The 14,933-nt window shown below is 50.6% G+C and carries 13 protein-coding genes; 8 read left to right on the top strand and 5 right to left on the bottom strand.

From position 1 onward, the window contains the following. Window positions 1-135 precede the first annotated feature (135 nt). Window positions 136-1,425 (top strand): NAD(P)/FAD-dependent oxidoreductase, encoded by a 1,290-nt coding sequence (locus tag ACMHXH_RS11685; protein WP_039034798.1) that lies wholly within the window; start codon window positions 136-138, stop codon window positions 1,423-1,425. A gap of 63 nt (window positions 1,426-1,488) precedes the next feature. Here ACMHXH_RS11685 and ACMHXH_RS11680 read toward each other — a convergent pair whose 3' ends face one another. Beyond that, window positions 1,489-2,505 (bottom strand): LacI family DNA-binding transcriptional regulator, encoded by a 1,017-nt coding sequence (locus ACMHXH_RS11680; protein WP_039034755.1) that lies wholly within the window; start codon window positions 2,503-2,505, stop codon window positions 1,489-1,491. A 396-nt stretch (window positions 2,506-2,901) separates the two neighbouring features. Here ACMHXH_RS11680 and ACMHXH_RS11675 point away from each other — a divergent pair, with 396 nt between their 5' ends. Continuing rightward, entirely contained in the window at window positions 2,902-5,535 is a 2,634-nt protein-coding gene (locus tag ACMHXH_RS11675; RefSeq protein WP_039034756.1) for a TonB-dependent receptor, read from the top strand. A 404-nt stretch (window positions 5,536-5,939) separates the two neighbouring features. Beyond that, window positions 5,940-6,479: a DUF962 domain-containing protein gene (locus tag ACMHXH_RS11670; RefSeq protein ID WP_039034757.1), complete on the top strand. Its 540-nt coding sequence runs from the start codon at window positions 5,940-5,942 to the stop codon at window positions 6,477-6,479. 23 nt (window positions 6,480-6,502) lie between these two features. Here the strand turns inward: ACMHXH_RS11670 and ACMHXH_RS11665 are convergent, their stop codons facing one another. Together ACMHXH_RS11665 and ACMHXH_RS11660 are read right to left on the bottom strand one after the other, a co-directional pair. Then, window positions 6,503-7,771, bottom strand: a complete 1,269-nt coding sequence (locus ACMHXH_RS11665) for an HlyC/CorC family transporter (protein WP_039034758.1) — start codon at window positions 7,769-7,771, stop codon at window positions 6,503-6,505. A gap of 99 nt (window positions 7,772-7,870) precedes the next feature. Beyond that, on the bottom strand, window positions 7,871-8,659 hold the full coding sequence (locus tag ACMHXH_RS11660; protein WP_039034759.1) for an inner membrane protein YpjD: 789 nt from the start codon (window positions 8,657-8,659) through the stop codon (window positions 7,871-7,873). 296 nt (window positions 8,660-8,955) lie between these two features. Here ACMHXH_RS11660 and ffh point away from each other — a divergent pair, with 296 nt between their 5' ends. The 5 genes from ffh to rplS all read left to right on the top strand — a co-directional run bounded on the left by ffh (window position 8,956) and on the right by rplS (window position 12,485). Then, complete coding sequence (ffh, locus tag ACMHXH_RS11655) at window positions 8,956-10,329, top strand: signal recognition particle protein (protein ID WP_039034760.1); 1,374 nt, start codon at window positions 8,956-8,958, stop codon at window positions 10,327-10,329. 204 nt (window positions 10,330-10,533) lie between these two features. Continuing rightward, entirely contained in the window at window positions 10,534-10,785 is a 252-nt protein-coding gene (gene rpsP / locus ACMHXH_RS11650) for a 30S ribosomal protein S16 (protein WP_025010564.1), read from the top strand. 21 nt (window positions 10,786-10,806) lie between these two features. Further along, window positions 10,807-11,337: a ribosome maturation factor RimM gene (rimM, locus tag ACMHXH_RS11645; protein WP_025010565.1), complete on the top strand. Its 531-nt coding sequence runs from the start codon at window positions 10,807-10,809 to the stop codon at window positions 11,335-11,337. Between the two features lie 16 nt (window positions 11,338-11,353). After that, window positions 11,354-12,097 carry a tRNA (guanosine(37)-N1)-methyltransferase TrmD gene (gene trmD / locus ACMHXH_RS11640; RefSeq protein WP_039034761.1) on the top strand — a complete coding sequence of 248 codons (744 nt, stop codon included), beginning with the start codon at window positions 11,354-11,356 and terminating at the stop codon, window positions 12,095-12,097. A 34-nt stretch (window positions 12,098-12,131) separates the two neighbouring features. Further along, window positions 12,132-12,485, top strand: coding sequence for a 50S ribosomal protein L19 (gene rplS, locus ACMHXH_RS11635; protein WP_039034762.1), 354 nt, complete (start codon window positions 12,132-12,134; stop codon window positions 12,483-12,485). A 1,040-nt stretch (window positions 12,486-13,525) separates the two neighbouring features. Here the strand turns inward: rplS and ACMHXH_RS11630 are convergent. Further along, a complete protein-coding gene (locus ACMHXH_RS11630) occupies window positions 13,526-13,915 on the bottom strand; it encodes a DUF3301 domain-containing protein (protein ID WP_039034764.1) in 390 nt (129 codons plus the stop codon). Beyond that, the gene (locus tag ACMHXH_RS11625; protein WP_071477054.1) at window positions 13,912-14,925 is read right to left on the bottom strand and encodes a DUF3549 family protein; all 1,014 of its coding nucleotides are present in this window, start codon (window positions 14,923-14,925) and stop codon (window positions 13,912-13,914) included. Before ACMHXH_RS11625 ends, ACMHXH_RS11630 begins: the two co-directional genes overlap by 4 nt. Window positions 14,926-14,933: the final 8 nt, after the last annotated feature.

Here is a 14,933-nt window from a genome sequence, read left to right as displayed (position 1 = left end):
GACAGGAAATGATGGCAAATATTTACCTGCATCAGTGATATATAAAGAAATATTAATTTAGAACTCAGGTTATTTTTGAGCGGGATCATGTTATAAAAGACTATCTTGCATTAGTTCATACTCTTGGGGGAATTTGTGACCAGTAAGCGGATTTTAATTGTGGGCGGCGGCGCCGGAGGATTGGCGCTGGCATCCAAGCTGGGACGCAAATTGGGCCTGAAGGAAGAGGCTGAAATAACCCTGATAGATAAGAGTCCGGTACATATCTGGAAGCCCAAACTGCACGAAGTGGCCGTTGGGGTGATAGATCAATCAGTAGAAGGCTTGCTGTATCGCGACCATGGCCTGAAAAATGGCTATCGCTTTCTGCGCGGTGAAATGCTGCAATGCGATCCTGAGGCCAAGACTATCACTCTGGCGGGTGTCAGTAATGATGACGGCGAGCAGATTATCGCCGAGCGTGATTTACCCTATGATTATTTGGTGATCGCCATCGGCGGGGTGGCCAACAGCTTCAACACCCCGGGTGCCAAAGAGCACTGTATCTTCCTCGACAGCCTCGACAGCGCCAATCAATTTCACCACAAGTTGCTGGACAACCTGTTGCTGCTGGATGAAACCAGTGAAAAGCTCAGTATCGGCATAGTGGGCGCCGGCGCGACCGGAGTTGAGCTGGCCGCTGAGTTGCATCATGTGCTGGACTCGGTCAAAGAATACGGTTACCTCAATGTCGACAAGCATCATCTGGAAATTCACCTGATTGAGGCGGCGCCCAAGATATTGCCGGCATTGCCGGACAAGGTGAGTTCCAGAGCCCAGTCTGTGCTGGATCATATCGGGGTTCGCTTGCATATTGGGGTGCAGGTCAAAGAGGTGACCAAGCAGGGGTTTGTGACCCAGGAAGATGTGCTGATCCCTGCCGGACTCAAGGTGTGGGCGGCCGGCGTCAAGGGGCCGGATGTACTGCAACAGTTTGATAAGTTGCCGGTCAATAACCGTAATCTCATCGAGGTAGATGCCTGTATGCGGGTCAAGGGCCACAAGGATATCTACGCCTTGGGTGACTGCGCCTTTTTGGTGCAGGACAACGGCAAGCCTGTGCCTCCCCGGGCCCAAGCCGCATCGCAGATGGCGGAAACCCTGTATAAAAATATTCTCAACCGTTTGAAGGGCAAGGCAGAAAATCCTTTTGTTTACCGCGACTATGGTTCATTGGTGTCACTGAGCCGTTTCTCGGCGGTGGGCAATCTGATGGGTAACCTGAGATCCGGCTCCCTGTTTATTGAGGGTTATGTGGCGCGGATGATGTACATGTCCCTGTATCAACGCCATTTAGCGAGTTTGTACGGTTGGTTTTCGGCGTTGGTGTATCGTCTGGCGCAGCGGCTGCTGAAGTGGCACAGGCCCAAACTCAAGCTGCACTGATAAAGTGATTTTGAATCTTATCCTAAAGGCGCTCTGTAGAGCGCCTTTTTAGTGGCTGGAATTTCAGCTTGCTTGCACCCTGGCGCTCGAGTCTCTGATAACCGGCTCTGGGGTAAAGATTTCACTGCAAACGCTCTGTTCACGGCGATTGGCGATCAACAGCTCGGTAGCTATCTGGGCAATCTTGCCGTTGGGCTGATGCACTGTGGTCAACTTGGGCCAGGTTTGGCGTGAGAAGGGGCTGTCCTCAAAGCCGACAATCGAGAGCTCGGTGGGAATATCCACCCCTTCCAGCCTGGCGGCAAACAGGGCACCGGCGGCGATTTCGTCGTTACAGGCTACTATGGCGCTGGGCCGGTTAGCCTTTTTGAGCAGCTTTTTGGCACCCTCAACTCCGGATTCAAACGAGTATTCACCCTCGACAATCAGCTCGGGAGACTCGTCCAGGCCGTTATCTCTCAAGGCCTGACGATAACCTTCGAGACGCTCTTTGGTTGATTGGTGCTGATAGTCGCCGCTGAGAAAGGCGATTTGCCTATGCCCGAGATCGATAAGATGTTGGGTAATGGCCACGGCGCCGGATCTGTCATTAACCAGTACCGCCAGCCCGGTATCGGCCAGCACTCTGTCACCGGCCATGATACGAACATAGTTGGCGCCTATGGCATCCAGGGCGGAGAGTACCTTGGGATCTTCCGACAGCGGCGGCGTCAGTACCAGTCCGGCCAGGCGGGCATGTTTCACCATAGTGGTCAGCTGTTCACAAATACCATCGGCCTTGGCATCACAGGGGTGGATCAGCAGCTCATAGCCCTTGTCCCGACAGGCGGAGAGAATACCGTTCTGCATATCGATAATGTAGTAGGCGTTGGGGTTGTCATAGACGAAGCCTATGACATAGGAACTGGTGGCAGCCAGGTTGCGGGCAGCTAAATTGGGCTGGTAATTCAACGCTTTGATTGCAGCATTGACCTTGTCGATAGTGGCCTGTTTAACCGAAGGCTCATTATTGGTGACCCGGGATACTGTCTTGATGGAAACGCCGGCATATTTAGCCACGTCATTGATGGTTACTTTCATTCAACTTAGTCCGAGATATCAGGCGAATACTCACAGCCAGCAGGGGCCGGAAGCGGCATGGCCGCTGTCGAGCATCTTATACTGCTGACTTTTAATCAGTTTGGCAACGCAGAATTTAGCCATGATTTAGTCTGGGACTTAATTTGTTTCCCGCTACAGTTGACATGCTTGGTTGTATAAAACTCTACCTGAACAGTTTTTGACCAGCTTAAAAATCTGTTTTACCCCACTAACACAGCAATATGACAGTTTTTGTTTGCTTTGTGGTTATTTTGTTGTGGCAAGGCTGTTAATTATTGTGTAATGTTTGTTCCTGGACATGACAGCGTTGTCATTCCCTTGGAGGGAATGGTTATGGCAACAAAAAAGATAATAAAGTGATGGAAGGGAAACGAGATGAAAACATCTACCTTTAAGAAAACTGCCCTCGCTGCAAATATCGCTATCCTTCTTGGGGGAGCGGTATCTGTTGGCGCGCTGGCTGCCGAGGCAGCAGATAACAACAGCAACGAAACTGCCAATATTGAAAAAATTGAAGTCCGCGGCATGCGTGCCTCGATGAAGGCTTCGGTGAATACCAAGCGTTTTTCTGATGCCGTAGTCGATGCGGTAACTTCAGAAGATATTGGTAAATTCCCCGACAGTGATGTGGGTGAGTCTCTGGGACGTATTCCAGGGGTCGCCGTTAACCGCCAGTTCGGTCAGGGGCAACAGGTTTCTATCCGCGGCGCCTCGGCGCAGCTGACCAGTACCCAGCTTAATGGTCACTCTGTGGCTTCTACCGGTTGGTTCGATCAGCAGGCCATCGACCGCAGTTTCAATTACACCTTGCTGCCACCCGAGATGGTGGGCTCGATTGAAGTCTACAAATCGTCCCAGGCCGATATTGCCGAAGGGGGGATTGGCGGCACTGTTATCATCAACACCCGCAAACCGCTGGATTTGGATGCCAACTCGGTGTTCCTGAGTGCCAAAGGGGATTATGGTAGCGTCTCGGAAGAGATAGATCCTGAAGCCTCCGGCCTCTACAGCTGGAAAAATGAAGATGAGAACTTCGGTGTGTTGCTGGCAGGTTCCTGGAGCCAGACGGACTATCAGCGTAATGGTATCGAAACCCTGCTTGGCTGGGGGGAGATAGTGCCAACCACTTTCCAACAGGATCGTGAGCGCACCGCAATCAACCTGGTGTTGCAGTATCGTCCCACCGACAGACTGGAATTGGGGCTCAACTACATGAATCTGGAGTTGGACGCCAACAACGCCAACACCTCCATCTTCCTGTTCCCCACACAACGAGGCGACTACACCTGTGAACAGGTCAATGCCGCCGGTGTTTGTACCAAGATAAACCACAGCGATCAAGGCGGTTTTGCCTGGGCACAAACCTGGGCCCGTAAGGCGAGCATGAGCTCGGATACAGTGGATTTCAACTTCAACTATGAAGCGGATAATTTCACAATTGAAGGCCGCATTGGTCGCACCGAAGCCGAAGGTGGTACCGACTTGACTGCCAACTATGGTAACTCAATCGGTGTCCCGGCTGACTTTGCCGGTATTTATGATGCCACCGGCGATAAGATCAATATCGATATCGCCAACAAGTATTTTGAGGCCGGTGACTTTAACGACCCATTGGCCACTGCCGGCTGGGCGCTGAAGAAGCAGCCCAACACGGATGAAGAAACCTTCGCTCAGTTGGACTTCAACTTCCCGGTTGCCTGGGGCGCTATCAGTGCCATCAAGACAGGTGTGAGTTATGCCGATCATGAAGTCACCCAGATGACAGATAAGGCGATAGTCAATGATGCCAAGGTTCTGACCAAAGATGCTTCTGCCTACTACAATGGCACCATGTCATCCGGCGCCGGTTTCACTCTGCCTGAACCGATATTTGATGCCATGATTGCCGATGCCTATGCCGCCATCGATGGCTTTACTATCGACAAATCCGGTTATGGCACCATCCAGGAGGAGAACCTGGCCCTGTACGCCATGGCTACTTTTGCCGGGGAAGGATTCCGCGGTAACTTCGGTTTCCGTTATATCTCGACCGATATTGAGTCCGACTATTATGCGCTCAACAAACAGGGGCAGTTTGCCGATGACCTGAGCACAGACAAGTCCAGCTATAACGACGTATTGCCGAGCGTTAACATCGCCTTCGACTTGAGCGAGGATGTGATACTGCGCGCCTCTGCCGCTCAGGTGATCTCTCGCCCCAACTACGCCGAGCTGTTTGCCACCTCGACCCTGCCGGGTTACAACGATGGCACACCTTATAATGAAAAACTGGTGCGTGGCAGTGTGGCGCTGGATCCATTCAAGGCGACTCAGGCCGACTTGAGTCTGGAGTGGTATTTCAGTGATTCGGGCCTGTTTGCCGCCACTTACTTTATCAAGGATGTCAGCTCCTTTATCACCACCAAACAGAAGCTGAATCAGCAGATAGGTATTGAAGATCCCAACCTGGTAACCGAAGGTAAAAGTTCTTGTGGCGTAGGTATCTATGACTGTTGGACTGTGAGTGAGAAGTACAATGCCGACGGCGGCAGCATAGATGGTATCGAGCTGCAGCTGCAGGACTCCTTCGACAACGGTTTGGGTTACTCGGTGAACTATACCTTTGCCGATGCATCCTCTCCGGCAGAAAACTATCCTGACCGTGTGGGCGTGTTCTCTGACTCATCCAAGCATACCGTCAACCTGGTAGGTTACTATGAGATGGACGACTTCAGCGCTCGTCTGGCCTATAACTGGCGCTCTGAGTATATGATGCGCGAGCTGCCTGGCTTCTATGGTAACCGTCAGCACGAGTCTTACGGGACCTTGGACCTCAGTGCCAGCTACTCGGTAACCGACTATTTGGATATCACTTTTGAAGCGGTCAACATCACCGAAGAAGACAGCATACAGACGGGTGTTTCCCCAATTAGTGCAGAGGATGTGATCAGCGAATTCAAGGCCGATTACCCAGTGTGGAGCTTTGAAGGCGAAGCCAGATATAAAGTAGGCGTAGCCCTGCGCTTTTAAGTACAGCTCTTTATCTTCAATACCAAAGCCGACCTTAGGGTCGGCTTTTTACTCTTTATTGTTCAAGGTTTTCATCCTGCCATTTTGCGGCGTCAGGATGAGCTATCTCTGATGACAGAGGAGTGACTGATTTAGTTAATGATAGTGATGATGGATTATGGTTTCAGAGTTAAAGCAGACAAAGTTACTTGGATAGCTTTGTGCAAGTTGTTCAATGATGGGGAGTCATTGTCACCTAGGAGGTGTTGGGTTAATCTCAAACCATTAATTGGCCTTAATTGTCTTTGATAATTGGTGGCTCAAGCGTAAGTAAGCGTTTGCCATGAGCACTGTGGCACATTACCCAGGCACTCGAGGTCCCTGCTCGGCGGGAGGAGAATAATAACAAAACCAAGGAGAGCATTATGAAGTCGGCTGTTGAACAGTTGTCCACTTACAAGAGTGTGCATCTGAACCCCACCAATATCAAAAGCCATTTTATTGGTATCCCTTTGATTATCTGGTCAGTATTTTTAATGCTGTCACTGTGGCGTCTGCCTTTTGCTGACGGTACGTTCAGTATAGCCATGCTACTGGCTGTCCTGGTCATGGCCTATTACATCAAGTTGCATTGGCGTTTGGCGCTGGGACTGGCGCTGTTTATTCTGCCGGTTATTCTGACAACCGAATGGCTCTATACTCAAGGCTATGCCAGTATCTGGTTGGGCATAACAGTTTTTGTTTTAGGTTGGATATTCCAGTTTATAGGTCACAAGTATGAAAAGGCCAAACCTGCTTTTATTGATGATCTCAACCAACTGCTTATTGGCCCGTTTTTCCTGATGGCCGAAGTGTTTTTTATGCTGGGACTGGAAGATGAGTTGGATCGCACCATTACCGCGATCGCTCGGGACAAACGTCGGGCACTGGAAGCGGCCAAAAGGGCAGCCAAAACTGCCCAATGACTTAGTTCAAAGCAAGTTGAGTTTCAGGATGGACGATAAAATTGCGGCATGATCCGTACCGTTTTGATCATGTTGTCGGCCACTTCTACCACTTCCATAGGGTAACCTGCGAGTCTCAGGCTAGTGTTGGCCTGGGGGATCTCTTCCAGATATTCCAGGATCAAACCATTGAGGGTCTTGGGGCCGTCGGTTGGGAAGTCCCACTCCATCTCTTTGTTGAGGTCGCGGATGTTGATGGTGGCATCGATCAGGAAGCTGCCATCCTGCTGCGGGGTAATATCTTCGCTGGGAGTGGTGATCATGGAAGTGGTAAAGTCGCCGACGATTTCTTCAAGAATATCTTCCAGCGTCACCAATCCTTGAATATCCCCGTATTCATCTACCACCAGGCCGATGCGTTCCTTGTTGTGCTGGAAGTTGGCCAATTGCACGTTGAGCGGCGTGCCTTCGGGAATAAAGTACAGCTCTTTTACAGCCCTCAGCAGGGAAGATTTACTGAACTGTTCCTTGGATTGCAGTCTTAACGCATCACGCAGATGCACAAAACCTACGGCATCATCTATGTTGTCACGATACAGGAGTACCCGGGTATGCGGGCTCTGAATAACCTGTTTGTTGATGCTTTTGAAGTCATCATTGACATTGATGGCGTAGAGTTCAGAGCGGGGCACCATGATGTCTTCCACAGTGACCTTCTCCAGATCCAGAATTGACAACAACATTTCCTGGTGGCGTCTGGGGATAAGGGCTCCTGCTTCATGAACAACAGTGCGGAGTTCCTCCTGGCTCAGGGCATCATCGGCACGTATGGTGCGGATCCCCATTAGTCTGAGTATGAAAGACGTGATGATGTTGACGCTTTTGACCAGAGGCAAAAACAGCCATAACAACCACTTGAGTATCAGGCTTGATGGGAAGGCGATGCGTTCTGGATGCAGTGCAGCCACAGTCTTGGGCGTCACTTCGGCAAACACTAATACCACGAGTGTCAGTACCCCGGTGGCGATGGCTAATCCCAAGTCGCCCCAGAGTCGGATACCCAGAATCGTGGCGATTGAGGAGGCGAGAATATTAACCAGGTTATTGCCTATGAGGATCAGGCCTATGAGTTTGTCGGGACGGTCGAGTAGTTTGATGGCGCGTTTGGCACCTTTGTGGCCATTATTGGCCAGATGACGCAACCGGTAGCGGTTTAGGGTCATCATGGCGGTTTCCGAACCGGAAAAATACGCCGAAATCAGGATTAACAGCAGGAGAATTATCAGGAGTATGCCGGTCGATATATCGTCCAAAAAGGGGCCCCGTCAGGAATAGCGAAAGTTAGTAAATACTGGCAATTGGATGGAGTGTCAAGTCAGGCAAAGGTCTAGCCCTGCCTGACTTAATTCAGATTAGCTCAGGATAAGTTCTTTGACGATGCGGGCGCCAAAGTAAGCCAGAGAGAGCAGGCTGGCACCGGTCAGACTGTAGATCACTGCCGTGCGGATACGGCAACCCACGGTATATTGCTGCCACAGCATAGCGATATAGACGAACCAGGCCAGAATGGAAAGTACCGCCTTGTGGCCCTTGCCATCGGCAAACATATCATCAAGGAAAATAAAGCCGGTGGCCAGCGACAGACTCAGCAGAATCACCCCTATGATGATCAGATGATACAGCTGCTTCTCTACCGTCATCAGTGGCGGAAGCGCGGGGTTCAAAATCAGTTGCTTTTTCTTTAGCTTATTTTGGATTACAGCCAGTTGTATGGCGTAAAGCGCTGCTATCATCAAGGCACTGTAGGCCATCAGCGACAATACCACGTGGACCAATACTTCAGGGTGCACTTCAAAATGAGTGATGTACTTAGGTGGCAAAAGCCATAGCAGGGATACGGATATCACGGAGCAGGCGTACACCACAGGTACCAGCACAATGACCTTGATACGTGAAAGTACCAAGGTAAAGGCCAGGGCGATAATCCAGTTCACCATGGATATTACATTGGTCAGACTGAAATTCTGGCCATCGACAGTAAAGATTGCCTGGTACAAGGCTGCAGCGTGCAGTATCACACCCAAAGCGGCAAAACCGGCAACGGTGCGGCGGTTGGGCCCCTCGGCGTGAAACAAGCGGCTTGTCACTAATATCAGCGCTATGCTGTAGAAAAACATCGCGGCAGCAGAGAGAATGACCATCTGGGATTAACCTATCCTTATGTGTAATTGGCCTCTGTGGGCAGCTTTAGAAAACTTGCAGGTATTAGAATAACATGAGCCACAGGTAATTGGGCAGTGACCCAGACGACAAAATTACTCAGTGCCCAGTAGATTAGTGCGTAATAAAGGGTAATTGGTTCCCGTCAAAAACATTCATTTGTACCTTGATAAGCGTCTATTTAACCCCATGTTGAGAACAGGGCTGCATTAATACTCCGGCTATAGTTATAATATGCCCCATCATTTTACATTCATAAACGGTATAGAACTGGACGATGTTTGAGAATCTCACCGACAGATTGTCCCGCACCCTGAAAAATATCAGTGGTCGGGGTCGCTTGACTGAAGAGAACGTGAAGGACACCCTGCGCGAAGTTCGTATGGCACTGCTGGAGGCCGATGTGGCTCTGCCTGTGGTGCGGGAATTTGTCAGCAGCGTCAAAGAACGTGCCGTTGGCCAGGAAGTGGCTAAGAGCCTGACCCCTGGGCAGGTATTTGTCAAAATCGTTCAGAGTGAACTGGAAAAAGCCATGGGGGAGGCCAACGAGGCTCTCAATCTGGCCGCTCAGCCACCTGCTGTATTGATGATGGCAGGACTGCAGGGCGCGGGTAAAACCACCAGTGTTGCCAAGCTGGGTAAGTTCCTGCGAACCAGACAGAAGAAGTCTGTGCTTGTGGTCAGTGCCGACGTATACCGTCCGGCGGCGATCAAGCAGCTGGAAACCCTGGCCAATGAAGTCGAAGTCGAATTCTTCCCATCGGACGTCAGTCAAAAGCCGGTAGATATTGCCAATGCCGCCATCGCTTACGCCAAGCGTAAGTTTATTGATGTAGTCATTCTGGATACCGCCGGTCGCCTGCATGTGGACGAGGCGATGATGGATGAAATCAAGGCGCTGCACGCTGCGGTCAAGCCGGTTGAAACCCTGTTTGTGGTCGACGCCATGACAGGTCAGGATGCGGCCAATACTGCCAAGGCCTTTAATGAAGCGCTGCCGCTGACCGGGGTGATCCTCACCAAGGTGGATGGTGATGCCAGAGGCGGTGCCGCCCTGTCCATTCGTCACATCACAGGTAAACCGATTAAGTTCCTGGGTGTGGGTGAAAAAACTGATGCGCTCGAGCCTTTCCATCCAGACCGGGTAGCTTCCCGTATTCTGGGAATGGGGGACGTGTTGTCGCTCATCGAAGAAGTTGAGCGCGGTGTCGATAAGGAAAAAGCCCTTAAGCTGGCTTCTAAAGTGAAGTCCGGCGGCAGTTTTGACCTGGAAGACTTCCGTGAGCAGCTGCAGCAGATGAAGAATATGGGCGGCATGATGGGGATGCTGGAAAAACTACCCGGCGTTGGTCAACTGCCTCCCGATGCTTTGGCGCAGGTGCAAAACGGTAAGCTCACAGGTCAGATGGAAGCTATTATTAACTCCATGACGCCAAATGAACGTAAGCGTCCGGATATGATCAAAGGCTCACGAAAACGCCGCATCGCTGCCGGTTCAGGCACTCAAATTCAAGATGTAAACCGCTTGCTGAAGCAGTTTACCCAGATGCAGAAAATGATGAAGAAAATGTCTGCCAAAGGCGGCATGCATAAGATGATGCGCGGCCTGGGAGGCATGCTGCCTCCGGGAATGAAATTCCCCGGTCGCTGATACCAAATGACATTACCTGATGTTCTTAACTATTGTCCCGCTTGGGATAAGCTGTGAATGGGCGTTGTAAAATTAGCCGGGATCGGTTGCAATCGCCCGAAAGTCAGGTAAAATCTTCCGGCTTTCTATCTGGGACTCTTCGCGAACACGGGGTTCCAGTTTTTATTTTTGCTGAAAAGCAAATCATTAGAGGATAAAGAACGCATGGTTACCATTCGTTTAGCTCGTGGTGGCGCGAAAAAGCGTCCATTTTACAACATCGTTGTTGCTGATAGCCGCAATGCCCGTGACGGTCGTTTCATCGAGCGTGTAGGTTTCTTCAACCCTCTGGCCAAAGGTCAGGAAGAAACTCTGCGCCTGGATCTGGACCGTGTTGAGCACTGGGTTTCAAACGGTGCTGCAACTACAGAACGCGTAGCAAAACTGATCAAAGACGCTCGTAAAGCAGCTGCTTAATAGCGTTTAAGGTATAGATTGATGAGCAGTAACCCACAGCCAATCGTGTTGGGCAAACTTGGTTCCAGCTATGGCATTAAAGGTTGGCTGAAAATCACCGCCTATACCGATTCTGTTGAAGGTATTTTTGACTATTCACCTTGGCTCATTAAAGAGCAGGGCGAATGGCGTGAAGTGAAGGTCACCCAGTGGCGCTATCAGGGCAAGGCGGTTGTTGCCGCACTTGAAGGGGTAGAGACGCGGGAGCGGGCGCAGATGCTCACTAACTGTGAGATCGGCATACTGCCTGAGCAGATGAAAGACCTGCCGGAAGATGAATTCTACTGGCGCGATCTTATCGGCTGCGAAGTGATCAACACCAAGGGCTACAACATGGGCAAGGTCGATCAGATCGTGGAAACAGGATCCAACGACGTCTTGCTGGTGAAGGCCAACGCCAAAGATAGCTTTGGCAAAGCGGAACGTATGATCCCCTTTGTCACCGAACAGTTCATCAAAGAGGTGAACGTTTCGGCAAAACAGATTTTAGTGGATTGGGATCCGGACTTCTGAGTCGAGGAAACAGCTTATGTGGTTAGGGGTCATCACCCTGTTCCCGGAGATGTTTCGAGCAGTAACAGACTTTGGCGTGACGGGTCGGGCCGTGAAGAATGGCCTGCTGGAAGTACAGACGTGGAATCCCAGGGATTTCACCCATGATAGACACAACACTGTGGACGACAGACCTTATGGTGGTGGTCCCGGAATGTTGATGATGGTTCAGCCCCTTCGCGATGCCATTCATGCAGCCAAGGCTGCGGCAGGTGAGGGAGCCAAGGTGATATATCTGTCACCTCAGGGACGCAAGCTGACTCAGCAAGGCGTGTCTGAGTTGGCACTATCATCCAAGCTGATCCTGGTGTGCGGTCGCTACGAAGGTATCGATGAGCGCATCATTCAGACGGAAGTGGATGAGGAGTGGTCGGTTGGTGATTACGTGCTCTCGGGCGGTGAATTGCCGGCAATGACCCTGATAGATTCGGTTTCGAGACTGGTTCCCGGCGTGCTGGGCAAACAGGCCTCGGCAGAGCAGGATTCCTTCTCTGACGGATTATTGGATTGTCCTCACTATACCCGGCCTGAATGTCTTGATGGACTGGATGTTCCGGCGGTGTTGCTCAGCGGCAACCACGAACAAATTAGACGCTGGCGTCTACAGCAGAGTTTGATAAGAACACTGCAGCGACGGCCAGAATTATTTGAAAATCTAGCTCTGACTGACGAACAGACGACTCTATTAGCGCAGTTCGTTGACGCAATGGACTCAGCCTAGTCGCAGCTCAGTTAATTCTAGAACGGAGTAAGTTATGAACAACATCATTAAAATGCTCAACGATGAGCAAATGAAAAAAGACGTACCTGATTTCGGTGCCGGTGATACCGTAGTCGTTCAGGTTCGTGTTAAAGAAGGTGACAAAGAGCGTCTGCAGGCCTTTGAAGGCGTGGTTATCGCTAAGCGTAACCGCGGTCTGCACTCCGCATTTACCGTACGTAAGATCTCTAATGGTGAAGGTGTTGAGCGTGCTTTCCAAACGCACAGCCCAATGATTTCCAGCATCGAAGTTAAGCGTCGTGGTCGCGTTCGTCGTGCCAAGCTGTACTATCTGCGTGAGCGTTCAGGTAAGTCTGCACGTATCCGTGAGAAGCTGGCTACTAAATAAGCCGCTATATAAAGACGCAAGTGTTCGCACAGAGACCCGCCTATATGGCGGGTTTTTGTTTTCAGCCGTAAATCACCTCCATAGCAGAAGGTGGACATTCAGCTATGCCAGACGAAGGTTTCTATTAGAAATTTCCCCCCGCAGTAATCACTGCTCAGCTTTCATCTTGGAAATGTAAACCCTAAATATCGCATATGGGCATAAGCTCCTGGCAAGAGGCTTTTATAGAAAAGTGTTAATGTATTTTAGGGTGACACTATTATCTTCTATTGAGATTATTGATGTTTGGGTGATTCTGTTGCAGGTTTATAGGCGATATGTTTTTCACTACACATCGTTTTCCATTAAAGCCGGGGTTGGTGTGCGAGATATCTCACAAGGTTGTGAGACAAACAAGAGTTAAATAGTGGGTTTTGTCACTAAAAAATAATTAAACCATTTAAAATTAATTGCTTACCAACCTTGTTTTGATTGCTGCAAAAAAGTTACAAGAGTTATTGGGCGGTTTATGTACAACTCCTGGGCCGGGATTGTATTAGTATTTAAATCATCCAAGGACAAGGATGATTCAGGGAACAAGGTCAGGAAGGCCTCAACCGTGAGGAACACGGTCCAGGGATAACTCAAGGAAGATGCTTATCAGGATGATGGCAAACAGGGAAAGCTACTGACCCAAGGAATATGGTCAGCGTCAGGAAGACGAAACAGGATGTATTGAAAGGATGCACAAGGACGATACAGGACACGCTTAAGGACAGAGCAAGGCCCGATCAAGGGATAATCGGGACTAAGGGAACAGGTACGCAAGTACAGGGACTCACCAGGATGGTACAGGGAGCGCAGGACGCACGGCAGACGCATGGATGGTGCAGGGAAGCAACTTAATAGCTGGAAGGCTTAACAGAGAAACAGATGGGCGCGGCTTAATTGTCGCGCCCTTTCTTATTTCGGGGCTTTGAGAATAGATAAACTCAGTCGCTCCATACTCTGAATTTTAATGGCAGAACAACCCTAACTAGCTTTCATGGGTAGAGAAGGCCTCATCGACACCTGCCCGAATTGCACCCCCCTCCTGAGCCACAACCGCCACCGACACTGCCCCTGGCCGTTGGCGCTTCATGCCATTCGGGTTCGGGAAAGATGGGCCATTCGATTTTCTGGATCTGTTTGCCGTGCATCAGAATATGGCCGCGATATTGGTTGATGCCATCGGTACTGAACTCAAACATAAAGCGTGCCTTCCAGCACAGACCATTCCGGCCACCTATGCTGGGACGCGCCGACTCCATGGCGATGGCAAGCATCTGCACCTTTTGTCGCTGGCATTCCCTTTCGGCAAATACCCGGCTGAGTTCGGCCATTTGTCGCAGCTGCCAGAAAAACGCAGCAATCATAACCAGCGCTGCGATCAGTAGAAAATCTGTCATCATTCTGTGGTCGCCCTGAACAGACCGCCAATGGCGCCGGATAGGCGGTCACTGCGGTGAGGATTGCGAAGTTCGCTCAATACCTGGGTACGTATCCCGGGTATGGCCACAATATCAGCAAAGATTTGATTAAAGAAGCTTTGCTCCTGTAAAGCCAAAGCCTCGAGATAAATTTTGCGGCATCCATCCTGTTTCAGACTAAGCCAGCAGCGGGCGGCGATGGCAACCAAGGCATCAATATTTAGCGCTTGTTGCTTGTTCAGCTCAGTTATCGCCTGTTGGCAGAGTTCGGGGTGAGACGCCAAGGCGCGAAGGAAGTAAACCTTATGTTCGGGGGCCGCTTCTTTGAATGCCTGGAAGAGCGTTTCGGCAAGCGGCTCAGGCAGCAATATATGTTCCAATTGCTGGCAAAGGGCAATCTGTACCTCGGCGGCGCCTTTGTTCAATCCTTGTTGCAACAGGGCTGAGTGGTCCAGTTCATTGACCCTGGCACAGATATCCGCCAGCCCTTGCAGTCCCAGATGTTGCCAGTTTTCGGCTGCCACCTTGCCGCTCAGGTATTGGCAGGCATATTCATACTGTACAGAAGCGGCTTGTCCCAATTGTTTACGCACCAAGGCGTTGAACAGGGCCAATTTTTCCTGCGATGGCTTGAAACTGAAGGGATGATTGGCCATCTGTTGCTGCTGGGCTTCGCTCAGTTCACGGGTCAGGTTTTCCCCCATGGCTTCAAGCAGCATTTGAATAAACTGGCTACGCGCAGCTGGGACCAGGAGTCCGCGCTCATCCAAGGGTAATTTCAGGAACCAGATATATTGCTGATTGCTGCCATCCCAGAACACCAGGGCAAACTGGGCATGCCCTTGTATGGGAAAGGGGTAAGGGCTTTGAAGGGCTTCTATTTGATGAAAAGCCATGGGATCTATGTGCTGCACCCTGCGGCCGAGATCATAGACCTGATACTGGGTGTTGGCGGCGGTGAGAAGTTCGCTGAGGGTAGTGATACTGTCCATGCTCGTTT

This window comes from Shewanella sp. BJSY2023SW001 (genome assembly GCF_047314685.1).
GTDB lineage: Bacteria > Pseudomonadota > Gammaproteobacteria > Enterobacterales > Shewanellaceae > Shewanella > Shewanella indica.
Note: the sequence above shows the minus strand (reverse complement) of the source record. Positions and strands in the feature narration are given on the sequence as shown.

What these genes read in the sequence shown, in the direction of transcription:
- trmD (WP_039034761.1), top strand. Translation starts at nt 11,354, where the DNA reads ATGTGGTTAGGGGTCATCACCCTGTTCCCGGAGATGTTTCGAGCAGTA.
- ACMHXH_RS11670 (WP_039034757.1), top strand. Translation starts at nt 5,940, where the DNA reads ATGAAGTCGGCTGTTGAACAGTTGTCCACTTACAAGAGTGTGCATCTG.
- ACMHXH_RS11675 (WP_039034756.1), top strand. Translation starts at nt 2,902, where the DNA reads ATGAAAACATCTACCTTTAAGAAAACTGCCCTCGCTGCAAATATCGCT.
- ffh (WP_039034760.1), top strand. Translation starts at nt 8,956, where the DNA reads ATGTTTGAGAATCTCACCGACAGATTGTCCCGCACCCTGAAAAATATC.
- rpsP (WP_025010564.1), top strand. Translation starts at nt 10,534, where the DNA reads ATGGTTACCATTCGTTTAGCTCGTGGTGGCGCGAAAAAGCGTCCATTT.
- ACMHXH_RS11630 (WP_039034764.1), bottom strand. Translation starts at nt 13,915, where the DNA reads ATGATGACAGATTTTCTACTGATCGCAGCGCTGGTTATGATTGCTGCG.
- ACMHXH_RS11680 (WP_039034755.1), bottom strand. Translation starts at nt 2,505, where the DNA reads ATGAAAGTAACCATCAATGACGTGGCTAAATATGCCGGCGTTTCCATC.
- rimM (WP_025010565.1), top strand. Translation starts at nt 10,807, where the DNA reads ATGAGCAGTAACCCACAGCCAATCGTGTTGGGCAAACTTGGTTCCAGC.
- ACMHXH_RS11625 (WP_071477054.1), bottom strand. Translation starts at nt 14,925, where the DNA reads ATGGACAGTATCACTACCCTCAGCGAACTTCTCACCGCCGCCAACACC.
- rplS (WP_039034762.1), top strand. Translation starts at nt 12,132, where the DNA reads ATGAACAACATCATTAAAATGCTCAACGATGAGCAAATGAAAAAAGAC.
- ACMHXH_RS11660 (WP_039034759.1), bottom strand. Translation starts at nt 8,659, where the DNA reads ATGGTCATTCTCTCTGCTGCCGCGATGTTTTTCTACAGCATAGCGCTG.